General features: G+C 47.9%; 12 protein-coding genes, 2 pseudogenes and 1 riboswitch. Of the genes and pseudogenes, 4 read left to right on the forward strand and 10 right to left on the reverse strand.

Translation table 11 applies throughout. From position 1 onward, the window contains the following. Positions 1–520: 520 nt before the first annotated feature. On the forward strand, positions 521–1,534 hold the full coding sequence (locus WH45_RS20600; protein WP_046216305.1) for a v-SNARE N-terminal domain-containing protein: 1,014 nt from the start codon (positions 521–523) through the stop codon (positions 1,532–1,534). Positions 1,535–1,859: 325 nt separating this feature from the next. On the opposite strand, the gene WH45_RS20605 is transcribed toward WH45_RS20600, so the two are convergent. The 7 genes and pseudogenes from WH45_RS20605 to WH45_RS20630 form a co-directional block, all read right to left on the reverse strand. Further along, a complete protein-coding gene (locus WH45_RS20605) occupies positions 1,860–3,251 on the reverse strand; it encodes an NCS2 family permease (RefSeq protein ID WP_046216306.1) in 1,392 nt (463 codons plus the stop codon). Positions 3,252–3,413: 162 nt separating this feature from the next. Then, positions 3,414–3,513, reverse strand: a riboswitch (purine riboswitch). Between the two features lie 590 nt (positions 3,514–4,103). After that, the gene (locus WH45_RS20610; RefSeq protein ID WP_046216307.1) at positions 4,104–4,892 is read right to left on the reverse strand and encodes a lytic polysaccharide monooxygenase; all 789 of its coding nucleotides are present in this window, start codon (positions 4,890–4,892) and stop codon (positions 4,104–4,106) included. A 54-nt stretch (positions 4,893–4,946) separates the two neighbouring features. Continuing rightward, on the reverse strand, positions 4,947–5,150 hold the full coding sequence (locus tag WH45_RS24165; RefSeq protein WP_324292946.1) for a carbohydrate-binding protein: 204 nt from the start codon (positions 5,148–5,150) through the stop codon (positions 4,947–4,949). Further along, positions 5,145–6,182: pseudogene (locus WH45_RS20615) on the reverse strand (glycosyl hydrolase family 18 protein); the annotation flags it as partial. The pseudogene WH45_RS20615 and the gene WH45_RS24165, both read right to left, overlap by 6 nt. 247 nt (positions 6,183–6,429) lie before the next feature. Then, positions 6,430–7,278: a helix-turn-helix domain-containing protein gene (locus tag WH45_RS20620; RefSeq protein ID WP_046216308.1), complete on the reverse strand. Its 849-nt coding sequence runs from the start codon at positions 7,276–7,278 to the stop codon at positions 6,430–6,432. A 418-nt stretch (positions 7,279–7,696) separates the two neighbouring features. Then, the gene (locus WH45_RS20625; RefSeq protein WP_046216309.1) at positions 7,697–8,065 is read right to left on the reverse strand and encodes a hypothetical protein; all 369 of its coding nucleotides are present in this window, start codon (positions 8,063–8,065) and stop codon (positions 7,697–7,699) included. A gap of 33 nt (positions 8,066–8,098) precedes the next feature. Continuing rightward, positions 8,099–8,698 carry a DUF1349 domain-containing protein gene (locus WH45_RS20630; protein WP_046216310.1) on the reverse strand — a complete coding sequence of 200 codons (600 nt, stop codon included), beginning with the start codon at positions 8,696–8,698 and terminating at the stop codon, positions 8,099–8,101. A gap of 451 nt (positions 8,699–9,149) precedes the next feature. On the opposite strand from WH45_RS20630, the gene rluF reads away from it, so the two are divergent. Beyond that, positions 9,150–9,857, forward strand: coding sequence for a 23S rRNA pseudouridine(2604) synthase RluF (gene rluF, locus WH45_RS20635; protein WP_046216311.1), 708 nt, complete (start codon positions 9,150–9,152; stop codon positions 9,855–9,857). Between the two features lie 226 nt (positions 9,858–10,083). Here rluF and WH45_RS20640 read toward each other — a convergent pair whose 3' ends face one another. Further along, entirely contained in the window at positions 10,084–10,440 is a 357-nt protein-coding gene (locus WH45_RS20640; RefSeq protein ID WP_046216312.1) for a nucleotide excision repair endonuclease, read from the reverse strand. Between the two features lie 353 nt (positions 10,441–10,793). Here WH45_RS20640 and WH45_RS20645 point away from each other — a divergent pair, with 353 nt between their 5' ends. After that, complete coding sequence (locus WH45_RS20645; RefSeq protein WP_052723889.1) at positions 10,794–11,297, forward strand: MepB family protein; 504 nt, start codon at positions 10,794–10,796, stop codon at positions 11,295–11,297. Here WH45_RS20645 and WH45_RS20650 read toward each other — a convergent pair. After that, positions 11,292–12,196: pseudogene (locus WH45_RS20650) on the reverse strand (LysR family transcriptional regulator). The gene WH45_RS20645 and the pseudogene WH45_RS20650 sit on opposite strands and share 6 nt — an antisense overlap. Before the next feature lie 145 nt (positions 12,197–12,341). Here WH45_RS20650 and WH45_RS20655 point away from each other — a divergent pair. Further along, positions 12,342–13,361: an alpha/beta fold hydrolase gene (locus WH45_RS20655; protein WP_046216385.1), complete on the forward strand. Its 1,020-nt coding sequence runs from the start codon at positions 12,342–12,344 to the stop codon at positions 13,359–13,361. Between the two features lie 249 nt (positions 13,362–13,610). Here WH45_RS20655 and guaA read toward each other — a convergent pair whose 3' ends face one another. Beyond that, on the reverse strand, positions 13,611–15,149 hold the full coding sequence (gene guaA / locus WH45_RS20660; RefSeq protein WP_046216313.1) for a glutamine-hydrolyzing GMP synthase: 1,539 nt from the start codon (positions 15,147–15,149) through the stop codon (positions 13,611–13,613). Positions 15,150–15,279 lie beyond the last annotated feature (130 nt).

The raw sequence follows: 15,279 nt of genomic DNA on the forward strand, positions 1-15,279 counted from the left end.
ATCGTCGCCGTGTCTCTCGGTGACAACTTTTATATCTTATCATGTTCGCAATCATCTGTCAACAACTTTTTTTGAAGAAGTTTTTGATGACGATTCAGCACATAGTGCTGTGTGCTTTCATGATGACCGGCTATTTCTTGGCCGGAATTAGAGTATAGCATGTGTGTATTTTTATTGCAACACCTTTTTTGAAATTATTATTTATGGTTTTAATTAAGGTTTAAGCGAGGCTGTCATAAAGCTGCTGAGGCGAAAATTCACAATAACTTGTTTGATAATCATATTGTAAAATGCTCTTCTAATCTTAACAAAGTTCTAGGCATTACGGAGTCTTAGGATAGATACGGAGACAGATGTTGGACTATGAAAATAAAAGGGTTCGTGATTTGGATGCTTCCTTATGTTGACTCCATCCGTAATACTTGTCTCTGTTTCTTCTATCAATAGATTAGATTTCATGCTTCTATAGAAAAGGGATACTACAAGAAGAAAAAGGAATACTACGAGGAGGAGGTATAGCATGGACCCTTTCATGCGTTCGGTATGGCAAGGTATGAGTGAGCAGGAACAGCAAGCTGCGTTATATGGTTTGCTCCCTAAGCTGCCGGAGGGATTTATTTTTAAGCAGCTGCAGCGGTTTGAACGTTATGGGGAGGCATTGCTAACCGGTATTTTCGATTACCATGGGAAGGAGTTTGTCTTCGTCCCTGGAGATACGGTCACTCTCGGGTGGAATAACGGGATCGGTCAGATGGATGAAGCCACCCGTGAAGATCTTGCTCAAGCGCTGAATGAGATCGATCGTGAGTTATCCGAGGCGGACGAGCTGCTGAACAAGCAGATGTCCCCGGTTCGTGAAGTATCTATCAGACCGATGCTTGCAGAAAGACATACACAGTCGGTCGGCTGGAAAGAAATAACTCCAGCAGATCTGGACCTTAAGGAAGATGCAGATATTATAAAGCAGCTTGGGCAGTTTGCTGCATCCGATCTGAGTTCTTATGAAGTGCATGAAGATTATAGGTTTAAGCGTGAAGACGAACATATCCGGATCTATCTATTTGATGAAACGGAGCATTTTGCGGAATGGTCTGAGGAACATATGCAGCCTCCGTTCGCTGTCGCTACCGAAGACGAATGGGAATACTTATATGGAGGCGGATGCCGGACCTTGTTCCCGTGGGGAGACAGCTTTGACTATACGATGAATGTTCGCTACTTTGGTCATCTGGATGGCAGCACTGAAAATAAAGAATTAACACCAGATAACCAGGAGAATATGTATGATTTGGAACTGCCCAATGTGTTTGGGCTTTGCTTTCTTGGCGATCCCTATCAGGTGGAGCTAACAGTAGATACGAATAATATAATTTTGGGCAAAGGCGGCGATGACGGGAGCGGAATTTGCGGTGGGCTTGGCGTTATGCTTGGGTACCTGCCGGTGGCTACCTATTATCGGAATGCTTATAATGATACATTGCAATGGTCTGATTGGATTGGATATATGCATTATCGCCGGATTATTCGGTTATGATTTTTGCATGATTCGTATGTTTCCCAGCATTCGTAGGTATGGTAGATAGACGGCTCTTTCTGTATATAAAATTCCGTGTATCAAAGAGATTGGTTAGTAGAGATAATGCCTTGATGAAAAGTAAGGAAAATAGATAACGAAAGGAAAATAGATAAAAAAGGCTCACCCTCTGCACGCTGCTGCGATCAGAGGGTGAGCCTTTTTCAACAACCTGCAGCTGGCAAGTCAGCTGCAGGTTGTTGAGTATTTTTCTGCTGTCGTTATGGAATATAGTTTTGCTATCGTTGTATAAGTATTGTTCTGCTCCCGTTACTGTAAACTTCGGTTATTCAGATCCGAGGAATACATAGCGGGATATTACGATAATCGCCAGAACCCACATCAGCCAGTGTACTTTTACTTTGTGGCCTGTGAATACGTTGCAGAAGAAACCAAGAATAACATAAGCGATAATACCGGCAGAGATACCATTGGCGATACCATTCGTAAATGGCATAAAGATAATGGTCAGGAATGCCGGGAATGCCTGCATAAAGTCATCCCATACGATATGACGCACCTGGCTCATCATCAGTACACCAACGATTACGAGCGCCGGAGCTGTAGCTGCCGAAGGTACCATCAGCGCCAGTGGAGCAATAAACAGAGCCAAGATAAACAGTACACCTGTCGTTACTGCTGTCAGACCTGTACGTCCACCGGCTGCAACGCCGGAAGTACTTTCTACATAAGAAGTGATCGTACTTGTACCTAGCACCGCACCTGCACTGACACCTACTGCGTCAACGAGCATGGCTTTGCTGACTTTTTTCTCGCCTTCTCTGCGGTTCTTGAACAAACCTGCACGCTCTGCTGTGCCGACGAGCGTACCGAATGTATCAAACAGCTCTACAAAGGTAAAGATAAACACGATCTCGAACAGCCCCAGACCGATCGCGCCCTTGATATCGAGCTGACCAACAGCCAGATTATCAAAAGAAGGAAGCCACTGGGCATGAGACAGGCTGCTTACATCCGTCAGCCCCATCGGAATACCGATCAGTGTCAACAGAATAATCCCGATCAGCAGCGCTCCGCGAATCCGCATAACCATCAGCACGCCGATTACAAACAGTCCGATCAGCGACAGCAGTGTATCCCGGTTATGCACAAAATCACCCAACGCCAGTTGGAAGTCACTGCCTCTTACGGTAACCGGACCAGCCAGCTGACTCACATCCGTCACACCGGTAATAGTAGCCGAGACGGAAATGACATTACCCAGCTTCAAGCCGACAATCGTTACAAACAATCCGATCCCGACGGTGATCGCCATCTTGAGCGATTGCGGTACAGCGACGAGCAGCAGCTGTCTTACCCGTGTAATCGTCAGAATAATGAAGATAATCCCTGACAGGAATACTGCTCCCAATGCTGCCTGCCACGTAATCATACCGTTGGAGCCCAGGACGACGGTCATGAAATAAGCATTCAAGCCCATTCCCGGTGCCAGTGCTACCGGAATGTTGGCGAATAGTCCCATCAGTATCGTTACCAGACCCGCACCTACAGCCGTCGCAAAAAAGACGCCCTGTGCAGGAATGCCCGCTCCATCCGGTCCAAGAAATAAATTATTGACGAACAAAATGTAAGCCATGGTAATGAAGGTGGTCAGACCTGCAATCATCTCTGTTTTTACATTCGTTCCATGCTCCCGCAGCTTAAAGAAACGCTCCATTGTTATACTTTTCCCCCTCTTGGCAATAGATAAAGAAAACGACAAAAACCCCGATGACAATATGCTCATCGGGGTCTCATGGGTCAGCATTAGACAGTTCTCCCCTGCTGACTGTATATCAAAGCAAATAGCAGCTCTAATAATAAGCGACAAAAGGGAGCGCTGGCAGATACTGAATTCCGTAGAGAGATCATTCCGGTGATCACGTAGAGACTCCTGCGCCAATCCGCAGGATTATACGAATATGTTAATCTGTCGAAGACTTTATTATACATCCGCGCTTCATGTTGTTTGTGTATAAACAGCTTTACCTGTTACATTCTAGGGGACGATATTATTGTTGTCAATCTAAAAATACGAATGTTGTTTTGCAAGCGCGTGCATAACGTTCGGCTATAGTTATAGCTTCTAAAAGCAGGAAATTATGAAGTGGAATTGGCAGTTCACGGTTCGGAATTAATATAGAGTAAATGGACAGGAAATGGTTCGGAAATATACGTTATTCGTGGAACTCATAAGCGGCCGGAGATTGAATAAAACTACATAGAGGATAACCGCACAAAGCCCGTTTTCCTTTTCCATAACAGATCCTCACAAGGTTCTGACGGAAAGGAAAACGGGCTGAGTAGGCGATAACTATGCTGATCTGATAGTGATGTCGGACGGGATAGAAAGGTTGACGATGCTCTTCTGCACTCTTCTGCATGTTCATACATTAATCGGCATCATAAATATTTGTTTTTATTCCTGGATAGTAAGATCTCTATCATCTGGTGTGGAGACTGCCGGGAAGATCGGAGCTATCAGGTTACCCGACACCGAATTATCAATTCACCGCGTGCAGAACAGGTATTATTGCAGCTTGCCCTGCAGTTCCCATACTTCTGCGGTTCCCGGAGTTTCACCAGTAGTCCACCATCTGGCTTTGTAGGTACGTCCTTCGTAACTGACCAGATCACCGCCTACATAAATGGCTGTCGGACTCCATGCACTGGCGGATGGCTGGCCCGGCTCTGTTGGTTCGGTTGGTTGTGTCGGTACAGTGCCGCCTTGACCATTTACATTAACATCGATTACCTGATAAAAGGCATTGCCGGTATCATAAACATCCCATACCCCGAGGATAACATGATAACCACTGCGGTCGGATGGAACATTGATTGTATGAGATACATTCTTGGCCGGCTTGGCTCCTCCATCATCGATATAGGCGATTCGCTCCAGTGAACTGCGGGTCAATGGCTGATTGGGATTCCAGCCCGGCTTGGTCATATAATACTGCCAGCCCGCTGTAGCATGCTGGGCGGTCAGATTCCAGGTGATATTCAGCGCACCTGTTTTGATATCTGTTTTGTGCCAGCGGGTAGCTGTCTGGTCATCGAGTGGAGCAAATCCTGCCAGTGCGCCACTGGCAATTTTGCCATCTACAGGACCTGCATTCGGGAAGCCTTTGGGCGCTTCAATACTTTGCGGTTCATATTGGGCACTGCCTACATTCGTATTCAGTCCAACCGCATTGGAGCCTTTATAGGCACGGCTGGCCGGCTGGGAGATGTATCCATGGGCAAAAACAGAAGTACTGAGGATCATCATGCAGGTACTTGCAGCGACTACGGCGGTCAGGGTTTTTCTCAAATTCATTGTATTCCCTCCAGTTATAAAATAGTTGAATGGGGTTAAATGACGTTGCTGTTATCAGACAAGCTGCCATACCTCTGCCTGGCCTGGTGTCTCTCCGGTTGTCCACCATCTGGCTTTGTATGTCTTGCCGTTGTAGCTTACCGTGTCTCCGCCTACGTAGATGGCAGAAGCGCTCCATGCGGCAGCACCGGGCTGGCCGGGCTGTGGCTGTGGCTGTGGCTGAGGATTAGTTGGCGTGGTAGCGCTACCATAAATCAGATCATCGTAAGACTGGGCAAACTTCTGGTTATATGGTGTTCCCGCTGCATTGCTGCCCAGATCCCAGTTGACCGACCAGGTCATGACGCCTTTGAGCTGCTGGCTTTTGGCAGCGAGGTCGGCGAATACTTTGTATACGACGCTCGGGTCTTTGACTTCACCATTACCAGCGGCATCGGCATTGGCTGGCAGTCCAAGCACCAGCTTGTTCGCCGGGATCTGCAGGAAGCCACGTGTACCGTGGATAAAGGAATCGGCCATATAATAGAGGAAGTTGTATTTGTCGGCATCCGAATTCTGGGAGACCCATTTGTTCACTTCGTCTACCCACAGTCCGTCACCAGCCTGGTTATACAACTGCGGTGCGATGAAATCGTAATAGCCGGCCAAACTGGTCAGGTACGGCTCATAGGCACCACCCGGTTTTACATAAGGGAATTCGGGAGCCATGCTGATGAGGAAGGTTTTGCCTTGGGCTTTGTAGTGATCCTTGACGATTTTGAGTGCACCCGGGATGACGGTTGTATTGGCTCCGGCTTGAATGGCGCTCTGCTCCAGATCGATATCCAATCCGTCGAATCCATAGGTATCCACCAGACGAATAATCTCATTGGCAAAAGCTCGCTCCTGTCCGGCACTCAGCTGAATATGCGCCCCTGCTCCGCCCAGCGATAGAATAACGGCTGTACCTCTCGCATTCAGCGTACCCACCTGCTGGCGGAATGCCGCATCCGATATGCCTTCCGGCTTGAACGTCGGGATACCGGCTCCGGTCATAAAGGCAACCGTGACTACATTGTAGGCAGCCGGAGAATCACTCAGCTGGATCGTGCGGGAAGTGCCGCCGGCATACCCGTCTCCACTTGAAGAAGACCAGTTCTGCCAGTACCCTACCATCACTTTCTTGCCGGCAATGCTCGGCATGGCAGCCGCGCTGTCTTCCGCTGCATATCCACTCGGTGCTGCCATCCCCAACATGGAACAGGTCATTACTCCAGCCATCAGCCATTTGCCTAATTTACGTGTACGCATTACGGTCATGTAATACACTCCTTCAGCAATAGTATGTGATCGTAAACCCAATGATGCCAAGCCGTCTGATCCGTCTGTAAACCTCCTGTTATGTATCCCTCCTTTTCCCTCCATAACGGTGTTGGTTTCACTATTCATTATAATGTTTGAATTGTGAAAAACTTATGTATATCCGCATATTTGGAGGCAAAGTCATGAACGACGTTAGCTAAAGTGTCAAAAGTGCATAAATATACCGATTTATTATTTACTCCGGAAGGCAAAATAGCTCACTCAGCATACGTGATCTGGCGTAACAGCGTTCGGCTTTGCCAGATTGTCCAAGCTGTTCGTAGCTATAGCCGCACTCATAGTACAATTTCTCCAGACAGTGACAGAATCGATGATCTTCACAATAGCGGATACCCTGGGAAGCATATTCGATCGCGAGACGGTAATCTTCACTGGCATTATAGGCTCTCGCCAGACAGTAGAACACCTCGGGAAAACGGTAATCCAGCTCCCGGTACTGGTGGAGCGACTGACGGCATTTGTGCAGCCAGCTGATGCAGGAACGCTGATCACCCTGCAGTGCATAACCGGCTGCCAGCGCCAGGATCACTTCCACTTCATATAGCGCAGGCAGACGATCGGTATGGTAGGTCAGCTTCAGCGCCTGCTGAATCATCTGGAATCCGCATGGTATCTGTCCGAGCTGAAGATAGGCATATCCCTTTTGACAGAGAATAAATTGCTGGTCGATTACTGACAGGCGTCCACTCTCTTCTGTCTGGCAGTGCTCAATATATTCGATCAGCTCCGGGTACATCTGCTGCCGCTGCAAATACAGGATGTTTTTGCGGATATTCTGCATCTCGCTGATCTCATTCTGGGCCATATCATAAAATATGCGTACATCCACTCCGCACTTGCGGGCGATCCGGTACAACGTATCCGCCGAGACGGACTCCACCCCTTTCTCAATTCGGCTGATCTGGGATTGATTGCAAATACCCATGGCAAGCTGCTGCTGGGTCATGCCGCGCTGCTGCCGGACTTCCCGGATGCGCTGTCCGATATAACGGTAATCAAGCATACTGTCGCCGATGAGATTCATTGCCATTCCTCTCCTTTGCCCGTATGTCTTCTCCCTTATATCTTAGCGGCTGTACTATATAAAAATAATGTGTAAAAGTACGCAGTTGAGAAGGAATTCGGCGAGTTTTACACCTTGTATTTATATAACATTAAGGATATGCATCTGAGAGTGGACAATTCGCTATCTTTATATGGGGATACTGCGATCTGGTTGTGCCTATGCAGCAGTGATACCAGGAGGCGGAGAAGAATAAAAGGAAGGACAGCGCTGTTACGATATATAGCGAGTATATGGCGAGTACATTGGATACATGACAAAGACCGCCTCAGCATTGCTATAGGCGGTTTTTGTGAATTTCGGAATTTTCAGCGAAGCGTTGCATTGGAGTTTAAATATGGAAGAACCGATTAGTTTGAAAGGTTTGAGCTTTTGAGGATCAAGGGTATTCCATTGTTCCTTTGACAGCGATATGCCGGCCTTTGCGGTTTTCCAGTACTTTTACATTGACGGTAGAGCCTTCCTGGAAACGGGAACGGTGGATCGTATACACGGTTACCGTCACAGCCGCTTCAAATGGCAGCTGGGTTGGCTTCTCGATTCGCAGATCCAGCCGCAGCTCGGGTTGACCCATTTTGTAGTTACCGGTAGGCTCGATATTCAGGATACGTCCGCGCGCCGTATAACCATCCTGAATGATGCGCTCTATCACATTCTCGCGCTTTTGCAGGGCAGGCAGTACTACAACAGCCAGCACAAATACGATCAGCAGCAGCACACAGCTGATGATGAGCGTATGAGGGTCCATACACACCACTCCTTTTCCAGACCGGACAGGCTGTTAATCTACATGCTGAATCTCAAAATGGTAAAAGGCGGTATCAAATCCCATATCCATCGGACTGGCCGAATAAATGCCGACACGCAGCGGCTGGCCTGGCGGGCAATCGAGATGGGTAATGCGCAGCTGCTCCCATTCTGCAGCCAGATCGGCACTTCCCTCTCGGAAATAGACGAAAAAGTCATTGCCCTCCCGTCTCACGCGGAACGATAGACGCTGGCTAAAAATGCTGTTGTCCACATTACGTGTCGACCAATCGGAATAACTGCGCTGCGTGACAACCACGCCCAGATGCGAAGCTTTCTCCGGGATAAATTCTACGGATGTCTTGAGCCAGTTGGATGGATCGATACCGATAAAAATGCCGGATTGATCATACGTACGCTGCGGATGCATCTGCAGCTCGGCAATTGCTTCAAAATTGCCCTTGATCTCATCGTACAACACATGCCCGTTATATCGCTCGAACCCGTAATGGGTTCTCATCCAGAAATCCGTATCCGGCCGACTCCGCAGCAGCAGATGATCCTGCTCTACCGCTCTGTGTTCCGGCGGAAACATCTCCTGCAGACGGTCTGTATGATGCGGAATATATTGCATACCATCACCTCATTTAAAAGGAATCTACATTACAGAAAATGTATGCGTAAACGGCATGCCGAAAACGCTATCACTGAGTATATTACCAGATCAGCAGGGGATTCGTACGTGAAAATATTCTCTACTGTACATGACCTGTTCCCTGTTTATCACAAAGCGGCTTCCTGTCTTCGCTGTTCATGCTGCCTGGCGATCCGCACGGTCAAGCAGCATACAGGGGTCTGTGTAGATTTAACCATGAACGCTCTCAGCCAACCGCACTTGTCTTCCGAACATTCATGCACGGCGTTTTCTACATAAGGATCACTGTATATCCCGCGATCTGTCGGTATATCCTCTGCCTTTTCAGCGCTGTGACCTTTCAAAAAAGCTGTAAAAAGAGTATCTTAGATATAGACTGGAATCAGCGAACCGCTGTTTTTCCAAAAAAAGAGTTAAAGGTGTGCGATACGTGCGAATTAATAAATATATTAGCGAATCCGGCATTACTTCCCGCCGGGGAGCAGACAAATGGATCAATGAAGGCCGGGTAACGATCAACGGTACAGTAGCAGAGCTCGGCAGCAAGGTAGAACCCGGCGACGATGTGCGGGTAGACGGCAAGCCGATCCGGGTAGAGCAGGAAAATGTCTATATCGCGCTCAACAAGCCGGTAGGCATTACGAGTACGACCGAGCGGCATGTGAAAGGCAATATCGTGGACTTTGTGAATCATCCACTGCGCATCTTCCATATCGGACGTCTGGACAAGGATTCGGACGGACTGATCCTGCTGACCAACGATGGGGATATCGTCAATGAAATCCTGCGTGCCGAGAACAAGCATGAAAAGGAATATATCGTTACCGTGGATCGTCCGATCACGCCGGCTTTTCTGAACAAGATGGCTTCGGGCGTCGAGATTCTGGATACGGTGACCCTGCCCTGCAAAGTGACCCAGCAGTCCAAATATGTATTCAAAATCATCCTGACCCAGGGACTGAACCGCCAGATCCGCCGCATGTGTGCAGCGCTCGGCTATGAAGTACACGGCCTGCGCCGTACCCGGATCATGAATATCCATCTGGGCAATCTGCCGATCGGCCAGTGGCGTGATCTGACATCTGCCGAACTGGATCAGCTGTTCCGCGATCTGGATTATACACCGAGATCACATTGATTTATTCATGCAGGCGGGCTGCCCATAATGGCATTCTGCGCCCAAAACGCAAAAAGCTGCTTCCGTGAACAGGAGCAGCTTTTTTTGATAGGGATCTATCGCTATCAGGACATGCATTAGCGTGTACTTGCAACATACCTATCGTATAAGGTGATCGAGAGACACCTCAGATGTGGTTAACGTGATGCACAGCAGAACGTTCTCCGGGAGGCGTCGCTATGGTCTCTTATTTGTAAAAGACTTTGTCCACATTGTACTTGGCCTGCAGACTGTTGATAATATACGTCTCGTAAATCTCGCGCTCGGTCGGGTCTTCCACGATACATACATCGATACGGGTAACCTCGTCGCGGTGGTCCTTGATCGGAGATACGGTATCTTCGAAATGCTTTTTGATACGCGGTCTGAGTTTGCGGGCTTTACCGACAAACAGCAGCTCATCCTGCTCGTTGTAGAACATATAGATGCCGCCCACTTCACGGGAGATCAGATGAAAATCGGTAAAACCATAGATATGGCTAAGTTCCGGATTAATTTGCTTGGTAATCGATACGTTAGGCGTAGGGATGGTAATCTGGATCAATTGCAGTTCACTTCCTTATTCAATATAGGTGTTCATCCTACCATAAATGAGGCGGGATTGATATCATCGAATTCAAATCTGCAAAAGTAAAAGATTGGCGCGCTTCGGGGCATTCGCTCCAGAAAGGGATAGGACACGTCCTCTGGTTAAGGCTGGAGATCATGAATGTTCGCTTGCAGCAGATGATCTCCAGCCTTAAAGGTCGTCCTTTGTCCTATTCCCTTTCCTGCGCTGCGTGAGTGATGCAGCATATGACGTGCTCGCTGTATAAGTTAGAGTTGTGTTAAATTATTCATTTTGTACATTGCAGTATAGCGCTGGTTCAACTACATATCACACCGGGAGGTCAGTACATGGATAATCATTTTGCATCGTTACAGTGGATACATTCTATTCTACTGCAGGCGAATATTCCGGACATAACGAATCTGCAAATTGAAAGTCAGAACGCAGCCTATGAAGGCATGACTTTTGAAATAGATACACATACATTCCGAAGCAGACTCGCCAAACACACTCCCAAAAAGAAAGGCTATTTTGTGGTGTTCTGGGAAAAAGATATTGATAACAACAATCGGGCGTACAGTGATAAGGAGTGCCCCGATCAAGTGATTGTTAATGTGATGGATCATGATAAACAGGGACAGTTTATTTTCCCCAGAGAAATTCTGCTGAAGCACGGAATCTTGCGGAGTGGTGATCAGAAAGGGAAAATGGCAATGCGGGTATACCCCGACTGGGAAGATGAACTGAATACAGCTGCCAGGCGTACGCAGAAGTGGCAGCTGCTCTATTTTATAAATGGGATAGCTGCTGCCGATTCTGTTGATGTGCGAAAACGATATTTGCAATTATAGATTCATACTGTTCTCCGCCGCCATAACTTCCCTTGCTGCCCCGATAAAAGCCGACAAGATGGGTGAGAGCCACTTGTCTTTGTGCCATAACATCTGTGTATATACATGCAGATCGGGAATATTCCACGGGAGAGCAACCAGTTCGTTACGTTCGACTTCAGCTTTTGTAGTCACCTCGGGTAAAAAGGCAATACCGATTCTGGCCATTGCACACTGCTTAATAGCTTCCGCATTCTGAAATTCCAGATGTGTAATAGTGTCTATACCTTCTTTCTCAAATGCCCGGTCAAACATGCTGCGGTAGGTACATCCCTTTTCATTGGTCAGAAATACTTCGTCATGAAAATCTGCCAGCTGCAGGCTCGTCCGATTTGCAAGCCGATGATCCGGCGCAGCGAAGAAACGGAATTGCTCCTCCACCATTGGCTCCACGGTCAACCCGCTGGAACGGATCGGTTCATCCAGCATAAAGACTATATCTGCCGTACCGTCAAAAAGCGTCTGCTTCAGCTGCAAATTGGAGACTGAACGGAAAACAATCTGCACTCCCGGATAGCGCGAACGAAACAAGTGAAATACACCCGGCAGCCGATATGCACAGAGCACTTCATTGGCGCTGATCGTCAGTGTACCCGTCAATTCATCCTGATCGTGAACAATGCTGCGGGCCTGTTCCAGCTGGTCAAGTACACCCTGAACATGTGTTAAAAAGCGCTCTCCTGCTGTTGTAAGCACCAGCTGTTTGCCCAGTCGGTCAAAAGACGAACCCCCAGCTCCTCCTCCAGTGCCTTGATTTGCATAGTCACATTGGAAGGTACATAATTCAGCGCTTCCGCAGCCCGGGTAAAATTCAACGTGAAGGCAACGGTACGAAAGGTATTTAACTGTCGTAATTCCATAATATCCTCTCCTTCAACTATCAATAATATTGAATGCTGTTATGAATTCTGTTCACTTTTCTTGAGCGTAGCACAGCTCTATACTGACAACAAGAATTACATCCATATGGATGCAGTTTCAATGCTGAAGGGAGATGCAATAGAAATGGATTATGATCTTTTTAAATTGGGGGATGTAACCCTGCAGTCAGGCGTCATACTGCCAGATGCTTTTCTCGCTTATAAAACATATGGAGAATTAAACGAACAGAAAGACAATGTGATCGTATATCCAACGGCTTTTGGTGATCAGCATGTTCAGAATGAATGGCTCATTGGAAATGATATGGCATTGGATCCGCAAAAATACTTTATTATCGTTCCCAATCTGCTGGGCAATGGATTATCTTCGTCTCCGAGCAATACCCCTGCCCCCTTTGACCGAGGCCGATTCCCGCACATCAGCGTCTATGATAACGTTCAATTCCAGTATCGGCTGGTAACCGAAAATTTTGGTATTGAGAAAATTGCACTTGTGGTCGGCTGGTCGATGGGAGGCATTCAGGCTTTTCAGTGGGGAGCCAGCTATCCTGATCGGGTCGAGCGGATTGCACCTTTTGCGGGAGCAGCCAAAACCTGGCCTCACACGCTGGTGATGCTCGAAGGCATGAAAGCTGCACTGCTGGCAGCGATCGATTTTGATACAGAACGTTTGGATGATCTGACTGCTGTCCATATGCGTGCAGTCGGCCGTGTATACGCAGGCTGGGGATTATCGCAGGCATTTTACCGGGAGGAACTATATCGGGAGATGGGATATGACTCTGTGGCAGACTTTATGACCGGTGTCTGGGAAAACAGCTTTATGCAAATGAATCCGCATAATGTGCTGGCTATGCTCTGGACAGGTCAATATGCCGATATTAGTGACAACGCTATGTATGATGGGGACTTTGACCGGGCCCTTCATAGCATCCGAGCGCTCTCCTGCATTATGCCCGGCAGTACTGATCTATTCTGCACAGCGGATGACAATAAATATGAAGCGGACAGGATACCATACGCCATGTTCAATCCGATCCATTCGATCTGGGGACATTTCGCCGGTCGAGGAATCAATCAGGCAGATAATACGTTTATTAATAATAACCTGAAGCAGCTGCTTATGCTTGAACCACGTATATAAATTATTGCTCCTTCATTATATAAAAATACTCCTGTGTACTTGCAGACTGACTGCATATGCACAGGAGTATTTGTTGTTGCCCAGGTATACATATCTACGCTTCGAGCCAGACGAAAATAGTGTTCGACCGGTTCTTCGATATATATTTTATGCAGTGAGGACATCACAGGGCTTTCTTTCGCATCCAATAAAAAAGCAGCCTGGTTCAAGACCAGACTGCTCCCTGGAGTCATCTATTTCGTGTAAATCCTATTCCCACTCAATCGTTGCTGGTGGTTTCGAAGTAATATCATACACCACGCGGTTGACGTTATCCACTTCGTTAACGATACGTACGGAGATCTTCTCCAGTACATCCCATGGAATACGTGCCCAGTCCGCAGTCATGCCGTCGATGGAGGTTACGGCGCGTATACCTACGGTGTAGGAATACGTACGTGCATCACCCATAACGCCGACGCTCTTCATGTTCGGCAGCGCTGTGAAGTACTGCCAGATTTCATTTTCCAGACCGGCCTTGGCGATTTCTTCGCGCAGGATGTAGTCGGAATCACGAACGATAGTCAGTTTGTCTTCGGTTACTTCGCCGAGGACGCGGATCGCCAGACCTGGGCCCGGGAACGGCTGACGCCATACGATGGCACGCGGCAGGCCGCATTCTTCGCCGACTTTACGTACTTCGTCTTTGAACAGTGCTTTGAGTGGCTCGATCAGTTCAAATTCCATATCTTCCGGCAGGCCGCCGACGTTATGGTGAGATTTGATCGTCTGTGCTGTAGCGGTTCCGCTCTCTACGATATCCGTATACAGGGTTCCCTGTGCCAGATAGGCAAAGTCGCCCAGCTTTTTGGATTCTTCGTCAAATACATAGATAAACTCGTTACCGATGATTTTACGTTTTTGCTCCGGATCGTCTACGCCTGCCAGTTTGGACAGGAAGCGCTCCTGTGCGTCGATTTTGACTACTTTCATATCGAACTTGCCGACGAACGTCTCCATTACGCTCTCTGCTTCGCCTTTGCGCAGCAGACCATGGTCGATAAACATACAGGTCAGCTGATCGCCGATCGCTTTGTGCAGCAGGATCGCTACAACGGAAGAATCCACGCCGCCGCTCAGTGCGCACAGTACGTTCTTGTTACCCACCTGGTCGCGGATTTCCTGAATGGTATCATCGATGAATGTCTTCATGCTCCACTCGCCGTGGCACTGACATACTTCGTACAGGAAGTTGCGGATCATCTCGTTACCGAACACGGAGTGACGCACTTCCGGGTGGAACTGCACCGCATACAGATGACGCTCTGCGTTGCTCATCGCTGCGATTGGGGCAGACTCGGTGCTGGCATCCACGACAAAGCCTTCCGGCAGACCGACAACATGGTCACCATGGCTCATCCATACGGTGTGGCTGGATTCCATGCCTTTGTTCAGTGCGCAGTGCGGCATGAAGTCCACATCGGACTTGCCGTACTCGCGTTTGGCGGAGCGTTCTACTTTACCGGACAGTTGTTGAGCCATTAGCTGCATACCATAACAAATACCGAAGATTGGCACATTCAGATCATAAATCGCCGGATCGACATGAGGGGCATCCTCCGCGTACACGCTGGATGGACCGCCGGAGAAGATAATACCTTTGGGTGCCAGCTCACGGATTTTCTCGACAGGGGTGTTGAACGGCAGTAACTCACTGTATACACCAAGATCACGGATACGTCTTGCAATTAACTGATTGTATTGTCCACCAAAATCAAGGACAACGATTATTTCATTTGGACTGTTCATTCATGTGCCTCCCACTTTTCAATGAGTCTAATTATACCTATGGGGAAAAGAGACCGTCAAGGCTTAAAGCCTTATGATTTCAGCATTTTTCAAAAATTTGCAATTTGATTTTCATATCATGGATAAACGG

Source organism: Paenibacillus wulumuqiensis (assembly GCF_000971965.1).
GTDB classification, from domain to species: domain Bacteria; phylum Bacillota; class Bacilli; order Paenibacillales; family Paenibacillaceae; genus Saccharibacillus; species Saccharibacillus wulumuqiensis.